General features: G+C 50.6%; 14 protein-coding genes. 10 read left to right on the forward strand and 4 right to left on the reverse strand.

The annotated features are described in order from the left end of the window. Positions 1-2 precede the first annotated feature (2 nt). Both C5610_RS04715 and C5610_RS04720 read left to right on the forward strand, forming a co-directional pair. Positions 3-992: a catalase family peroxidase gene (locus tag C5610_RS04715; RefSeq protein WP_105306145.1), complete on the forward strand. Its 990-nt coding sequence runs from the start codon at positions 3-5 to the stop codon at positions 990-992. Continuing rightward, the gene (locus C5610_RS04720) at positions 985-1,485 is read left to right on the forward strand and encodes a cytochrome b (RefSeq protein WP_105306146.1); all 501 of its coding nucleotides are present in this window, start codon (positions 985-987) and stop codon (positions 1,483-1,485) included. Before C5610_RS04715 ends, C5610_RS04720 begins: the two co-directional genes overlap by 8 nt. On the opposite strand, the gene C5610_RS04725 is transcribed toward C5610_RS04720, so the two are convergent. The 4 genes from C5610_RS04725 to map form a co-directional block, all read right to left on the reverse strand. Continuing rightward, entirely contained in the window at positions 1,466-2,809 is a 1,344-nt protein-coding gene (locus tag C5610_RS04725) for a serine hydrolase domain-containing protein (RefSeq protein WP_105306147.1), read from the reverse strand. The two genes, C5610_RS04720 and C5610_RS04725, sit on opposite strands and share 20 nt — an antisense overlap. A 146-nt stretch (positions 2,810-2,955) precedes the next feature. Beyond that, positions 2,956-3,786: a 2,3,4,5-tetrahydropyridine-2,6-dicarboxylate N-succinyltransferase gene (gene dapD, locus C5610_RS04730; protein ID WP_105306148.1), complete on the reverse strand. Its 831-nt coding sequence runs from the start codon at positions 3,784-3,786 to the stop codon at positions 2,956-2,958. Between the two features lie 8 nt (positions 3,787-3,794). Continuing rightward, on the reverse strand, positions 3,795-6,437 hold the full coding sequence (glnD, locus tag C5610_RS04735; RefSeq protein WP_105306149.1) for a [protein-PII] uridylyltransferase: 2,643 nt from the start codon (positions 6,435-6,437) through the stop codon (positions 3,795-3,797). A gap of 21 nt (positions 6,438-6,458) precedes the next feature. Next, positions 6,459-7,253 carry a type I methionyl aminopeptidase gene (map, locus tag C5610_RS04740; protein WP_105306150.1) on the reverse strand — a complete coding sequence of 265 codons (795 nt, stop codon included), beginning with the start codon at positions 7,251-7,253 and terminating at the stop codon, positions 6,459-6,461. A 274-nt stretch (positions 7,254-7,527) separates the two neighbouring features. On the opposite strand from map, the gene rpsB reads away from it, so the two are divergent. The 8 genes from rpsB to rseP all read left to right on the forward strand — a co-directional run bounded on the left by rpsB (position 7,528) and on the right by rseP (position 14,855). Beyond that, positions 7,528-8,259: a 30S ribosomal protein S2 gene (gene rpsB / locus C5610_RS04745; RefSeq protein ID WP_105306151.1), complete on the forward strand. Its 732-nt coding sequence runs from the start codon at positions 7,528-7,530 to the stop codon at positions 8,257-8,259. 14 nt (positions 8,260-8,273) lie between these two features. Next, complete coding sequence (gene tsf, locus C5610_RS04750) at positions 8,274-9,152, forward strand: translation elongation factor Ts (RefSeq protein WP_105306152.1); 879 nt, start codon at positions 8,274-8,276, stop codon at positions 9,150-9,152. Between the two features lie 116 nt (positions 9,153-9,268). After that, positions 9,269-10,021 (forward strand): UMP kinase, encoded by a 753-nt coding sequence (gene pyrH / locus C5610_RS04755; protein ID WP_105306153.1) that lies wholly within the window; start codon positions 9,269-9,271, stop codon positions 10,019-10,021. Positions 10,022-10,032: 11 nt separating this feature from the next. Next, the gene (gene frr, locus C5610_RS04760; RefSeq protein WP_105306154.1) at positions 10,033-10,590 is read left to right on the forward strand and encodes a ribosome recycling factor; all 558 of its coding nucleotides are present in this window, start codon (positions 10,033-10,035) and stop codon (positions 10,588-10,590) included. A 79-nt stretch (positions 10,591-10,669) separates the two neighbouring features. Continuing rightward, positions 10,670-11,443 (forward strand): polyprenyl diphosphate synthase, encoded by a 774-nt coding sequence (gene uppS, locus C5610_RS04765; protein WP_105306155.1) that lies wholly within the window; start codon positions 10,670-10,672, stop codon positions 11,441-11,443. Between the two features lie 3 nt (positions 11,444-11,446). Then, on the forward strand, positions 11,447-12,310 hold the full coding sequence (locus C5610_RS04770) for a phosphatidate cytidylyltransferase (protein WP_105306156.1): 864 nt from the start codon (positions 11,447-11,449) through the stop codon (positions 12,308-12,310). Positions 12,311-12,313: 3 nt separating this feature from the next. Further along, a complete protein-coding gene (ispC, locus tag C5610_RS04775) occupies positions 12,314-13,507 on the forward strand; it encodes a 1-deoxy-D-xylulose-5-phosphate reductoisomerase (RefSeq protein ID WP_105306157.1) in 1,194 nt (397 codons plus the stop codon). Then, positions 13,500-14,855, forward strand: coding sequence for a sigma E protease regulator RseP (gene rseP, locus C5610_RS04780; protein WP_105306158.1), 1,356 nt, complete (start codon positions 13,500-13,502; stop codon positions 14,853-14,855). Before ispC ends, rseP begins: the two co-directional genes overlap by 8 nt. The last annotated feature ends 8 nt before the right edge of the window (positions 14,856-14,863 follow it).

Raw genomic sequence — 14,863 nt, forward strand, 5'->3', positions numbered from 1 at the left:
CAATGAAAAAACGGTTAATTGCGATGTTGATAGTGCCGCTGACGGTGTCGCTGACAGCGCTTGCGCAGAAGGTTGATAAGGTGACTGCACAGCAGTTCGTTGATTTACAACAGGGCGAACGGGTTTACGCTGGATTTCGTCGAGCGCATGCAAAGGGAATCTGTGTCACAGGTGAGTTCGTGTCAAATGGCCGCTTGGCGGCATTCAGCCGAGCCACCATTTTTAAACCGGGCGCCACTCCCTTTACGGGGCGCTTTTCGATTGCCGGTAACAATCCGACGGCACCGGATCTGAAAGCACCGGTACGAAGTCTGGCATTAAGTTTTGTCAGCAGTGCGAGTCAGCAATGGCGACTTGCCATGAACACACCACCGGTAACCGCAGTATCGGATCCACAGAGCTTTTATCAACAGTTACAGGCGCTAAAAGCTGGACCCGAGGCCATAACGGCGTTTTTCAGAGCGCATCCCGAGAGTGCTGACTTTTTGGCCTGGAAAGCTCGCTATCAGCCAACCGCAAGCTTTGCGACTGAGCAATATCACAGCATCAATGCGTTTTATCTGGTTGATGAGAGCGGTCAACGGCGGGCGGTTCGCTGGTCATTCGAGCCACGTGCTAACAAGCCGGTAACCCAGGCTCAGCATAAGGACGCACTGCACGATGAGCTGCAACAACGGTTAGCGCAGCAAACGGTGGTGTTTGACTGGGTGTTCACCTTTGCCGGCGCGGGTGACGATGAAAATAATCCGGCCAAACAATGGCCGGATAACCGTCAACGGGTGGTCGTTGGTGAGTTGGAGATTAGCGCTTGGCAACCGCAATCGAGTGGTCATTGTCATGTCATCAACTTTGACCCGTTGGTGTTGCCCGATGGCATTGAGCCCACACGAGATCCTATCCTGCGGGCGCGCTCAGCGGCTTATGCGGAATCCTATCGGCGTCGCGCATGGGAACGGTTAACGGCCGGTGGGGAGGGCGCAAAAAATGACTAGTCGTTACCCATATTCGATGCGTTTATTACATTGGTCAATGGCTGCCTTAATGATGTCAATGTTGTGTGCTGGTCTGCTTATGGTTCGGTCACTGGAGCCGTGGCAACTGACGCTGCTGAATATGCATAAAAGTTTTGGTCTGGTAGCGGCGTTGCTGATTGTGGTGCGAACCGTTAACCGGTTGAGGCTGAAACTTCCAACGCCAAGCGAACCGCAAAACCGCTATCAATCAGCCGTTGCTAAAACGGTACATAGGTTGCTCTATGCGTTGATGTTTCTGATGCCGCTAACGGGCCTGTTGATGCAATATGCGGCGGCACGTCCGGTTGACGTGTTCGTGGCATTCCGGTTGCCGGCAGCGAAGCTGACGGATATTCAACAGTTTGCCGTTTTTCGCGAGCTTCATGGCCTACTGGCGGTTGTGTTTATGGGCATCATAGCCTTGCATATTGCCGGAGCCTGTCACCACTACCTTAGTGCGCGTCGGCGTTAGCTTGGTGTTTCCCACAACAACTCAACAAGTACTCTGCTACGGCTTGGTAAGCTGGCAGTGAGGTTGGGTCTGTATGCGTATTCTTTGCCAGCGGGTGGGAAGCAAAACGCACAATCACCATATCTGCCGTGGGGTCAACATAAATGGTTTGTCCATGAACCCCACGAGCAGCGAATGCCTGGTGTTTATTGTGTAAAACCCACCACATACTGCGGTAGCTTGCGCCCTCTAAATAACGGTAATTGGCTTGACTGAACGCGGCTTTATCACCACCTTTACGGATTTGTTCAACAACGGATTGTGGAAAAAGCCTTTCGTTATTCAACGTCCCTTCATTTAGCATCAATTGGCCGACTCGAGCCATATCCCGTAAACCGGCACTCAGGCCACCACCGGCAAAGGGTGTGCCCTTGCTGTCGATGGTCATGTAGGCATCTTGTTCTGCTCCGATATTCTTCCAAATTTTTGCTGACAGCAATTGCGCGACAGAAGAACCGGAAACACGTGCAATGATCCACCCCAACACATCGCTGTTAATGGTCTTGTAGCCAAATGCCTTGCCATGTTCGCCCGCCTTTTTGACGGTTTGCAAATATTCGTAGTAGCCCACTGGCCCTGTATAAGTATCGGGTTTGGGTAACGGGTTGGATGCCGCGGAGTAGATCCAAATGTCGGCATTGGGATCCTCGTAATTTTCGCTGTAATCCAGTCCGGTTGTCATATCCATGACTTGCCGTACCGTTGCGTCAGCAAAAGCCGATTCAGCGAGCTCCGGGACAATGGAAGCAACGGTCGCCTGCGCGTTGAGGGTGCCCTCCGCGACTAATATTTCGGCCAATAGTCCGGTTAACGATTTGGTCATGGACATAGCGGCATGTTTACGTTCCTCGTTAAGGCAACCGGCGTATTCCTCGTAAACAATCACGCCCTTGTGCAGAATGAGAATACCATCGGTATAGTTCTCCGTTAACGATTGCTTCCAGGTCAGTTCACGATGATTATCGAGGCGTTTGAAAGTGATATTGTCAATTTCTGAGTCCAGCTTTTCAGGTAATGAGGCAGGAGCTGAAAGCCCTCGGCTAACGGGGGTTGTCGGAAGTAATTCACGAATATGACAGACGGTCCAACGGAGTTTGGGAAAACTAAAGAAATCAGATTCCGGGTGAGTAATAATTTTATCAGCAGGAGGCGGAAAGCCTTGCATCCATTTTAACTTATTCGGGTCGGTGGCTTCGGCACTATCGAAACGTTGTTGCTGAGCTGTTGCTGTTACGCTAAACGATAGCATCACAAAAACAGTGAGGAAAAACAGACGTGACAACATAGAACGACCCCGAATGGTTTGGTAACGGTTTCGTTAACTATAGACCTTAACGAAAAATAGAAAAGTAACCTATGCCATTTTGTGGGGACAAGCAAAGAAGAGGAAAGAGGCGGGAGCCTCTTTCACTCGGTTTCGCCGCCGGGGGATTATTCCGCGCTGCGAAGGAGGGCGTTGATGCCCACTTTAGCGCGTGTTTTGGCATCAACGCGCTTAACAATAATGGCCGCGTAAAGGCTGTGAGAACCATCCGCAGAGGGCAGTGAACCTGGCACAACAACGGCGCCTGCAGGTACACGACCGTATAGGATTTTATTGTTTTCACGATCATAAATACGGGTACTTTGACCGATGTAAACGCCCATTGAAATGACCGCACCTTCTTCAACGATAACCCCTTCAACGATTTCTGAGCGCGCGCCGATGAAGCAGTTGTCTTCAATGATGGTTGGGTTAGCCTGCAACGGCTCGAGTACACCTCCGATGCCGACGCCGCCGGACAAATGCACGTTCTTGCCAATTTGTGCACAAGAGCCAACCGTAGCCCAGGTGTCGACCATTGAGCCTTCACCAACATAAGCGCCAATATTTACATACGATGGCATCACCACCACGTTACGGCCAATGTAGGCACCTTTACGAACCATCGCCGGCGGTACTACGCGCATACCTTCGGCGCGGAAACGGGCGCTGTCGTAATCGGCAAATTTGGCCGGAACTTTGTCCCAGAAACGGGTTTCGCCACCTTCCATCAGGTAGTTGTCGTTTAAACGGAACGACAACAGTACGGCTTTTTTCAGCCACTGATGAACAACCCATTCACCGGATACTTTCTCAGCAACGCGCAGTTCTCCGCGGTCAATTTTATCGATAATGTATCGCACCGCTTCACGGAGATCATCGTCATCGGTATTGACGTTGATGGCATCACGGTTGTCAAAGGCTTCGGTTATCTTCTGCTTGTAATAGTCAATTGGCATTCGTGCTCCTAGTAATCCAATTCTGTTACGATTTGTTGTTTAAGTTGTTCTCGTTGCTGCTCTGATAACGCCTCGTTGTCAGCGGAAGCAACAATGAATAAATCCTCGGCCTGTTCGCCGATGGTGGTGATTTTGGCTGCCAATACACTGACATTGAGACGTTGCAATATGGCCGCAAGCTTAGCAACCAAACCCGGCCGATCGAGTGTGGTTAACTCAAACGTCGTGCGGCGCTGATGCTTGCTGGGTAAAAACTTCACCCGTGTCTTCACCTCAAAGTTTTTCATCCGGCGTGATAATGGCCGGTGGTTTTCGGGTACCGACTGACGCCGATGCAGCACGTCCAGTAACTGCTGTTTGACTTCCTCAATGCGTTGCGGGTCGGTCAGCGGCTTGCCATCACGTTGCAGCAGCACAAAGGTGTCCATCACAAAACCGTCACGGGTTGCCAGTATTTGCGCATCCAGAATACTCAACTGCTGAGCGTCGAGAACACCGGCGACCGAGGCGAACAAATGGCTCTGTTCATGGTGGTAAATGAACAGTTCAGTGGTGCCGTAATTGTTCTCATCGCCGATAAGGATAAGCGGTAATTGCTCGGCAGACAACTTCAGGATATGTTGCGAATGCCAGCTGATTTGTTCGGCGGTATGACGGAAAAAATAATCGGCGGTAAAACGACCCCACAGACTTTGAATGTCGTTCTCGTTAAAGCCAGCGCTGAGCAACAGCGCCATGGCGTTGGCTTTATTCTGCTGAATTTTTTTACGAACATCCAGCGTTGGGCTGCTGCTGTTCTGCTCCAGTAAGTAACGTGTGGCGTTATACAACTCTTCCAGCAGGGTGGCTTTCCAGTTGTTCCAGAGCGAACGGTTAGTGGCTCGAATATCGGCAACGGTAAGACAATATAAGAAGTCGAGACGCTCCTTAGTCTGCATTTTATTGGCGAAATTCTGCACCACATCAGGATCGTGAATGTCACGTTTTTGAGCCGTCACCGACATGGTCAAGTGATGCTCGACCAGCCACGCGACCAGCTCTGCATCATCGTCGCTGTAGCCATGCTGATGGCAGAAATTGCGCGCGTCCATTGCCCCCAATTCTGAATGATCGCCGCCGCGGCCCTTGGCAATATCGTGAAAAATGCCAGCCAAATAAAGGCAATAGCGTCGCTTCATCTGCTTAACCAGTTGTTCGCACAACGGGAAATTGCCGGCGTACGCTGCATCGCTGTAGCGGTACAAATTGCGCACCAGTCGATAGGTATGTTCGTCGACGGTGTAAGCGTGGAATAAGTCAAACTGCATTTGCCCGACAATTTGCTGCCATTGTGGCAAATAACTGGCCATCACACTGTGGTGATGCATCAGCGCAAAGGCTCGGCCGCAACCATTCGGGTGTTCAATCAACTGACAGAACAGTTTGCGGCAGTCGGCATCGTAGCTCAGCGGCTCATGCAGTTGTGCTCTGGCGTTGCGCAGCAGGCGAATCGTGTGGGACTGGATACCGTTTATTTCAGGATGCTGAGCAATCAGTAAAAACGCTTTGATCAGATTACTGCGGTTTGCAAATACCTGATCATGACGTGCACTGAGCATATGACCGGTAACGGCAAAATCGGCATCCAAGTGCGTAGAGTCCATCAGATCCTGTGCGCCGAGAATGGCCTGCTGGAAAAATTGCAAGAGCATCTGGTTTAACTCGCTGACCCGTAGCACCACTTTAAAGTAGTCCTTCATCATCAGCTCTACCGACTGTTTACCTTCATTACCGTAGCCTAAGCGCACGGCAACACCGGGCTGGAAATCAAACAGCAGCCGGTCTTCGCGTTTGCCGACCTCCAGGTGCAGTGCAAAGCGAATGCGCCAGAGCCAGTTCATGCAATCCCGCAACTCAACAAATTCATCGGCGGTCATGTAGCCGTATTCGACCAGGCTCTCGTCAGAGTGAGTCTGAAAGTGACGTTTGGCGATCCAGCCAATGGTTTGGATGTCGCGCAGACCGCCGGGACTGGATTTGATGTTCGGTTCCAGATTGTAGGACGTGCCATGATATTGTTGATGGCGTTGTTCCTGCTCTTCCAGTTTGGCCTGATAGAAATCGCGACTGGACCATGGAAATTCGCTGACCAGTTGTTGCTGAAAACGCTGAAACAGCGTTTCGTTGCCACACAGATAGCGAGCTTCGATCAAGTTGGTGGCGACAGTGATATCGTCCGCAGCTTGCACAAAGCAATCGGCGACGCTGCGTACCGCATGACCAATATCGAGGTGCAGATCCCAGAGAAAGGTGAGAAAAGCGGTTAACTTACTGGCGGCCGAGGCCGACTGGGTATCGTCCAGAATCAGTAGGTCGATGTCGGAGCCCGGGTGTAAGGTCTGACGTCCAAAACCGCCCACTGCAACCAGTGAAACGGTTTCTTCGTTCAACTGAAACTGTTGCCATAAGCGTTGCAATAACTGATCAAAAAACGTCGAGCGGTGGTGTACCAGCGCGTCAATATCGGCGGTGATAAACTGTTGCTCTGACCATTGCCGATAGCGCTCAAGCAATTGTTGGTACGCCTCACGTGACGGCGCGGCGTCCGCCGCCGGCCACTGGCTGTAAAAATCTTCACAAGCTAAGTGTTCTGAGGCGACGGGGTCGATCATCGTTGTATTTCCCTTTCTGGGCTAATCATCGTGCTTGATGACGCGCGGCAGCGTATCTTCTTCTTCAGCACGTAGGGTTAATACTTCCACGCCGTCTTCCGTCACCAGCAAGGTGTGTTCCCACTGTGCGCTCAAACTGCGGTCTTTGGTTAATACGGTCCAGCCGTCTTTCATCAGTTTGGTGTGGCGTTTGCCGGCATTTACCATGGGTTCGATGGTAAAGCACATACCGGCCTTGAGTTCTTCACCGGTACCCGCTTTACCGTAATGAACCACCTGCGGGTCTTCATGAAATACGGCGCCGATGCCATGACCACAGTATTCGCGCACGATGGAATAACCGTGTCCTTCAGCGTGTTGCTGGATCACTTCGGCGAAATCGCCGAGGCGAACACCGGGCTTAACCATCTTGATCGCTTTGTAGAGTGATTCTTGAGTAACGCGGATTAAACGCTCGGCTAAAATGGACGGTTTGCCCACCACAAACATTTTTGAGGTGTCGCCATGATAGCCATCGAGCTTGACGGTCACGTCGATGTTCATGATGTCGCCGTCTTTTAATTTTTTCGGGCCGGGAATACCGTGACAGACGCAGTGATTGACGGAGGTACAAATCGACTTAGGAAACCCGTGATAGTTTAAAGGTGCCGGATAGGCACCGTGATCGACGATGTATTTATGGCAAATTTCATCCAGCTCTTCGGTGGTGACACCAGGTTTGACGTAGTCGCCAATCATCTCAAGTACGCTGGCCGCCAGTCGGCCGGCCGCGCGCATTTTCTCTATTTCTTCCGGGGTCTTTATCGATATATCCATTCGTACGGCTCTCTGTTATCGAAATTGTACTGTCATTTAGTCGTTCATTGTGGCGCTAGTTTATCAGCCAGAGGCGCTTTTCGCTATCTTCTTTCTGTTGTGTTGCCAGTGCGGATATGGTATAAAATGCGCGCCGTTTTGAAGGCAACTTAAACTAACTTTAAACCACACATATACCGTCACATAATACGGGGTGCCCAAGGCGCTATAGTCAATAGCCTGGGTCGTGTTATGGGGTGTATGGAGGCTTAACCCCTACAAAAGGAAAAAGATTATGGCAAACGTGTCAATGCGTGACATGCTGAAAGCGGGTGTCCACTTCGGTCACCAAACTCGTTTCTGGAACCCAAAAATGAAGCCGTACATTTTTGGTGCTCGCAACAAGATTCATATCATCAACTTAGAAAAAACCGTGCCTATGTTCAACGACGCGTTGAGCTACCTGCAGCACGTGGCTTCTAACAAAGGTAAAATCCTGTTCGTTGGTACTAAGCGTGCCGCTGCTGAGTCAGTAAAAGAAGCAGCACAAGCGTGCGGTCAGTACTACGTAAACCATCGTTGGTTAGGCGGTATGTTGACTAACTGGAAAACCGTTCGTCAATCGATCAAGCGCCTGAAAGACCTCGAAACCATGAGCCAGGACGGTACCTTCGAAAAGCTAACCAAGAAAGAAGCGCTGGTTAACACCCGCGAAATGGAAAAGCTTGAGAAGAGCCTGGGTGGTATCAAAAACATGGGCGGTTTGCCTGACGTTTTATTCGTAATCGACGCGGATCACGAGCACATCGCAGTGAAAGAAGCGAACAACCTGGGTATCCCAGTGGTTTCTGTTGTAGATACCAACTCTGACCCAGACGGCATCGACTACATCATCCCAGGTAACGACGACGCCATTCGTGCGGTACAGTTGTACTTAAACGCTGCCGCTACTGCTGTTAAAGAAGCTGGCGCTGCGCAAGGCGATGTAAAAGACGCTGACGAATTTGTTGAAGCAACTGAAGAATAATCGAGGATAAAACCATGGCAATTACTGCAGCTCTGGTAAAAGAACTGCGCGAGCGCACTGGCGCTGGCATGATGGACTGCAAAAAAGCGTTGCAGGAAGTCGACGGTGATATGGAAGCAGCGATTGAACTGATGCGTAAAAGCGGTCAGGCAAAAGCAGCGAAAAAAGCGGGTCGTACTGCGGCTGAAGGCGTTATCTTGGTGAAATCTGAAGGTAACCAGGCAACATTGGTTGAACTGAACTGTGAAACCGACTTCGTTGCTCGTGACGACAGCTTCCTGGCATTCGGTGACCAAGTCATCAACGCCGCGTTCGCTAACAAAGAAAACGACATTGAAAAACTTCGCGCAACAGAAATCGACGGTGAAACCGTTGAGAAGAAACGTGAAGACCTGGTTGCTAAGATCGGTGAAAACATGGCTGTACGTCGTGTTGCAACCATCGAAGAAGGCAATGTTGTTGCAACCTATACGCACGGTGCTCGCATCGGTGTAGCGGTAGCATTGAACGGCGGTAACGAAGACCTGGCTCGTGATATCTGCATGCACGTTGCAGCAAGCAGCCCACAATTCGTTAAGCCTGAAGATGTTAACGCTGAAGTGGTTGAAAAAGAGCGTGCTATTCAGGTTGATATCGCTATGCAAAGCGGTAAGCCGAAAGAAATCGCTGAGAAGATGGTTGAAGGCCGTATGCGTAAGTTTACCGGCGAAATCAGCCTGACAGGTCAGCCTTTCGTTAAAGATCCTTCAATGACTGTCGGCGAATTGCTGAAGAAAGAAGGTGCAGACGTCGTTACGTTTGTACGTTTCGAAGTTGGTGAAGGTATTGAGCGTAAAGAAGAAGACTTTGCGTCTGAAGTTCAAGCTCAAGTGGCGGCTGCGAGCAAAGGTTAATTCTTTGTGACCGGGTCGTCCCCTAAGTAATGAACAAAAACCGCGTCTTGAAGGTTCAGGACGCGGTTTTTTTTGAATATACTTCTTATCGAATAAAAGGCTAAAGCGAGGCTATGATGAGCACCCACCCGAAACCCAGCTATCGACGAATTTTATTAAAACTCAGTGGCGAAGCACTGATGGGCGATGAGCCTTTCGGTATAGACGCAAAAGTGCTGGACAGAATGGCACAAGAAATTAAAGAATTGGTCGAACTTGGTGTGCAAGTGGGCTTAGTTATCGGCGGCGGTAATTTATTTCGCGGTGAAGGCCTGGCTAAGGCCGGAATGAATCGGGTCGTTGGCGACCATATGGGGATGCTGGCGACCGTAATGAACGGTCTTGCCATGCGTGACGCACTGCACCGTGCTTTTGTTAACGCGCGTTTAATGTCCGCGATTGAATTGACCGGTGTGTGTGACAGCTATAACTGGGCGGAAGCCATCAGTTTACTCAAGTCAGGCCGAGTGGTGATATTCTCAGCCGGTACTGGCAACCCGTTTTTTACCACCGACTCTGCGGCGTGTTTGCGCGGCATCGAGATCGAAGCGGATGTGGTTCTGAAGGGCACTAAGGTCGATGGCGTTTATTCTGCTGACCCCGTGCAAAACCCTGACGCGACGTTGTATCGCCACATTAATTACGATGATGTGTTGCAGCAACAATTAAAAGTGATGGATTTGGCCGCATTTACCCTGGCTCGTGACCATGGTTTACCGATCCGTGTATTTAATATGAACAAGCCTGGTGCGCTAAGGTCAGTGATTCTTGGTGAAGAAGAAGGTACACTGATCAGTAAAGACGCCAATAATGATCAAAGAATCAAGTAAAAGGTAGCAACGTGATTGATGAAATTATAAAAGACGCTGAACAGCGCATGCAAAAAAGCGTAGAGTCTCTGCGCAGTCAAATGAGTAAAGTTCGTACCGGTCGTGCTCATCCAAGCCTGCTCGATGGCGTGATGGTGAATTACTACGGTAGCGACACGCCGCTAAAACAGCTGGCAAACATTACTACAGAAGATTCCCGCACCCTGGCATTGACGGTGTTTGATAAGTCATCGACTCAGGCCGTTGAGAAAGCCATCATGAGTTCTGATCTGGGCTTAAACCCTGCATCGGCCGGCTCAGTCATCCGCATTCCTCTGCCTCCGTTAACCGAAGAGCGTCGTCGTGACCTGGTTAAGATCGTTCGTAACGAAGCGGAACAAGGCCGTGTCGCGGTTCGTAATATTCGTCGTGATGCCAACAGCGATGTGAAAGAATTGCTGAAGGAAAAGGAAATCACAGAAGACGAAGAACGCGCTGCTGAGGAACAAATCCAAAAGATCACGGACAAATATGTTAAGCAGATCGATGAAGCGCTGAAGGCAAAAGAACAAGACTTAATGGAAGTCTGATTCGATTAGCGCTCAATTTTGGTGTTAAACGCCGTGTAAGATCTTCTCGCGCGGCGTTTTTATTATCTATGGCAGAAGCATGACAGAACTCCCATCGCTACAGCAGTTAGTGCCTAAGCACGTAGCAATTATCATGGACGGTAATGGCCGGTGGGCAAAACAGCGTGGTAAACTGCGCACCTTTGGTCACAAAGCTGGCGCCGAGGCTGTTCGGCGTGCGGTCGCCTTCGCCCGTCGTAATGGTATTCAGTCGTTAACCTTATTCGCTTTCAGTAGCGAGAACTGGCAACGTCCGGAAAAAGAAGTTTCGGTGTTAATGGACTTGTTTATGACGGTGCTGAAACGCGAAGTGAAAAAGCTGCACCAGAACAACATTAAATTGAATATCATTGGCGATAAGTCGCGTTTTTCCACTCGTCTGCAGCGGCAAATCAGCGAAGCCGAGGAAAAGACCGCGAATAATAACGCATTGACCTTAAACATTGCGGCCAACTATGGTGGTCAATGGGATATTATCCAAGCAGCGCAGGCATTGGCGAAACAGGTTGAAAGCGGGGCCTTAAGTAGCTCAGACATCAACAGTGAACGCTTTGCGGCGCAGTTACAATTAGCGGGCCAGCCGACTCCGGACTTACTAATCAGAACCGGTGGCGAGTGTCGCATCAGTAACTTTTTATTGTGGCAGGCTGCCTATGCGGAGTTGTATTTTACGCCCGTTTTATGGCCTGACTTTGACGACGAAACGTTTTCCAAAGCAATTACTGAGTTCGCTCAGCGCGAACGTCGCTTTGGTTTAACCAGTGAGCAGCTCGACAGCGTCATGCGCGATCTGGAAACCCGGGTAGAGGAATAATTTTTGTTAAAACAACGAATACTCACAGCTTTGCTGTTAATACCGGTTGCTTTGTATGCGGTCTTTTTATTGCCGCTTTGGGGATTTTCTCTTTTCATTCAAGCCGTGCTGATGCTGGGCGCCTGGGAATGGTCGCCGTTAATGGGGGTGACAAAAACCAGCGGTCGAATCGCCTATACCGTGGCGGTGGGCGCAATCATTGGTGTGCTCAGCTTATTCGTGCCGTACCAACATCTGTGGACAGACGGCACCCTAGACCCGCTCATCTATTACACCATTGTTGCGGGCGGTGTCTGGTGGGTCTGCGCCCTGGCGCTGATCGTAAATTACCCGTCAAGCCGGCGTTTGTGGTCACGCACACGCTCTATTGTTGGTTTATTTGGGCTGTTAATTTTTGTACCGACCTGGGCAGCATTAATCACCGTACGTTCGATTAATATCGACCTGCAACCTTATTTTGGTGGCTGGGTGGTGTTGTTCATTTTATTATTGGTATGGGCAGCCGATGTTGGCGCTTATTTCGCCGGTGTGCGGTATGGCCGTAATAAAATGATGCCAGCCGTGAGTCCCGGTAAAACCATGGAAGGGTTATGCGGCGGTATCAGTCTGGCGTTTGTGGTGATGATGGTGGTGTCGCACTGGACTAAGATTCCGGCGGATCAGTTTACCGGGTATTATTTAACGGGATTATTCACGGTGGTAGCCTCAGTGTTTGGTGATTTGAACGAGAGTATGTTTAAACGCGCTGCCGGGGTAAAAGACAGTGGGTCGATATTGCCTGGCCACGGCGGTATTCTCGATCGAATTGACAGCTTGACGGCTGCGGTACCGATTTTCACCCTTGCTTATCTGGAGTTCCTACACTAAACCATGCGCAGTATTACGGTTCTGGGAGCAACAGGCTCTATCGGCAAAAACACACTCGACGTGGTGCGTCGTCATCGCGACGATTTTAGTGTGTTTGCGTTAACGGCAATGACGCAAGTGGATGCACTGGCCGAGCTTTGCCGTGAATTTAAACCTCAGTATGCGGTTATTGGTTGTGCTGATGACGCGGTCAAACTTGAGCGCGCCTTGGCACCCCAGCAAACGACCGTTCTGTATGGCCAGCAAGGCCTAGCCGATGTCAGTGCAGCCGCCGACGTAGACGTTGTGATGGCCGCTATCGTCGGTGCGGCCGGGTTGCGTCCAACGCTGGCCGCCATTGATGCCGGTAAAACGGTATTGTTGGCCAACAAAGAAGCCTTGGTGGTCAGTGGTCAGTTGTTTATTGAACACGCCAAACAAAGTGGCGCCCGCATATTACCGGTTGATAGTGAACACAATGCGATTTTTCAGTGTTTGCCAGAGCAGCAACAGCAGCAGGTTGGGTACATGGATCTCGCTGCAGCCGGTATTGATCATATCTTATTGACCGGCTCCGGCGGCCCATTTCGGGATTTGCCGCTGCCTCAGTTGGCGCAACAATCGCCGGAAGCGGCCTGCAATCATCCCAACTGGTCGATGGGCCGGAAAATCTCCGTTGATTCGGCGACCATGTTGAACAAAGGCCTGGAATACATCGAAGCGCGCTGGTTGTTTAATTGTCAACGGCAACAACTGCAGATCGTGATCCACCCACAAAGTGTGATTCACTCAATGGTTCAGTACGTTGATGGCTCGGTGTTAGCGCAACTCGGCCAGCCGGATATGCGCACTCCGATTGCGCACACATTGGGTTTTCCCGACCGTATTAACAGCGGTGTGGGTGGCCTTGACTTCACCCGGCTCGGCGAGCTGACCTTTAAACAGCCTGAACCGGCGCGCTACCCATGCCTGCAATTAGCCATTGATAGTTGCTGGGAAGGACAAAGCGCAACCACCAGCCTGAATGCGGCGAATGAGATTGCTGTGGATGCCTTTTTAAAGAAGCAGATTGGTTTTACACAAATTGCCGAAGTGTGCGACTGGGTGCTACAACACCAGCCAATGTTCCATTGTGCCTCGATAGACGACTTGCTGCAGTTGGATCAGCAAGTCAGAGAGCGGGCGCGCGAACGCGTTAAGCAGGTGGCTTATGTTTGATTTTATAGGGTACGCCGCGGCGTTTGCGGTCACGCTGGGCATCTTAGTGGCGTTTCATGAGTTTGGTCACTTCTGGGTCGCGCGTCGGTGTGGGGTAAAGGTTATCACCTACTCGGTGGGGTTTGGTAAGGCCATTTGGTCGCGTACCGGCAAAGACGGTACCGAGTATCAACTGGGTGTTATTCCGTTAGGCGGTTACGTGCGGATGCTCGACGAACGGGTTGACGAGGTCGCTGAGCACGAGCGGCATTTGTCGTTTAATGCTCAGTCGGTGTATAAACGTTTTGCGATCGTGGCAGCCGGACCTATCGCTAACTTTGTGCTTGCGGTTGCCGTATTGTGGCTGATGTTTGGCATTGGGGTACCAACGGTGAAGCCAATCATCGGTGAGGTTGCCGCAGACTCCATCGCCAGCCGCGCCAACTTGCAACGCGGTGACGAGATTGTGCAAGTGGGTAATATCGAGGCTTATGACTGGCAGCAGGTGCAATTGGGTCTGATGTCAGCGATTGGCAATGAAGACGTTACGCTGGTGGTGCGCAGCCGCAATGGTAATGAACGTATGCAGACACTGGACCTCAGTGACTGGCAGTTTGATCCGGAAACCGATTCGACCTTCGGTAGTCTTGGTATCGACGTTTATCAGCCGCACGTTTATACCGAGTTGGCCGAAGTGATGGATGATTCGCCGGCAGCCGAAGCGGGTCTGCAACAAGGCGATGTGATCGAAACCGTCAACGGCGAAGCGGTAACAAACTGGCAGCAGTTGACCGAAGTGATTCGGCAGTCACCGGGGCAAATGTTGGCTTTAGGCATTTCCCGAAATGGCAATCTCCAACAAATTTCCGCCCTTGTTGGGGAACAGGAAGGAGCCAGCGGTGTCATAGGTTATCTTGGCATTATGCCAAAGACCGAGGCATTACCTGAGGGTTATGTATTTAACCATCAATATGGTATTGTCGGCGGTTTAGTAAAAGGTGCGCAACAGACTTGGGACTTGATGGTCATCAGCGTACAAATGATTGGAAAATTATTAACCGGCGACGTATCGGTTAAAAACTTGGCAGGACCGCTAAGTATTGCTGAAGGGGCAGGAGTCAGTGCCGGCAACGGATTTGTTTATTTTCTCAGTTTTCTGGCACTACTGAGCGTTAACCTGGGTATCATTAATTTGTTGCCATTGCCGGTCTTAGATGGCGGGCACCTGGCCTTTTTTATGGTCGAATGGGTACGCGGAAAGCCTGTTTCAGAAAAAGTACAAGATGTTTGCTATCGAATTGGGGCAGCACTGGTTTTTGCGCTAATGGTGCTGGCCATCAGTAATGATATTGTTCGGTACGCATTCTGATTTAGAAT

Origin of the sequence: Idiomarina sp. OT37-5b (assembly GCF_002968395.1) — a bacterium.
Lineage (GTDB): Bacteria > Pseudomonadota > Gammaproteobacteria > Enterobacterales > Alteromonadaceae > Idiomarina > Idiomarina aquatica.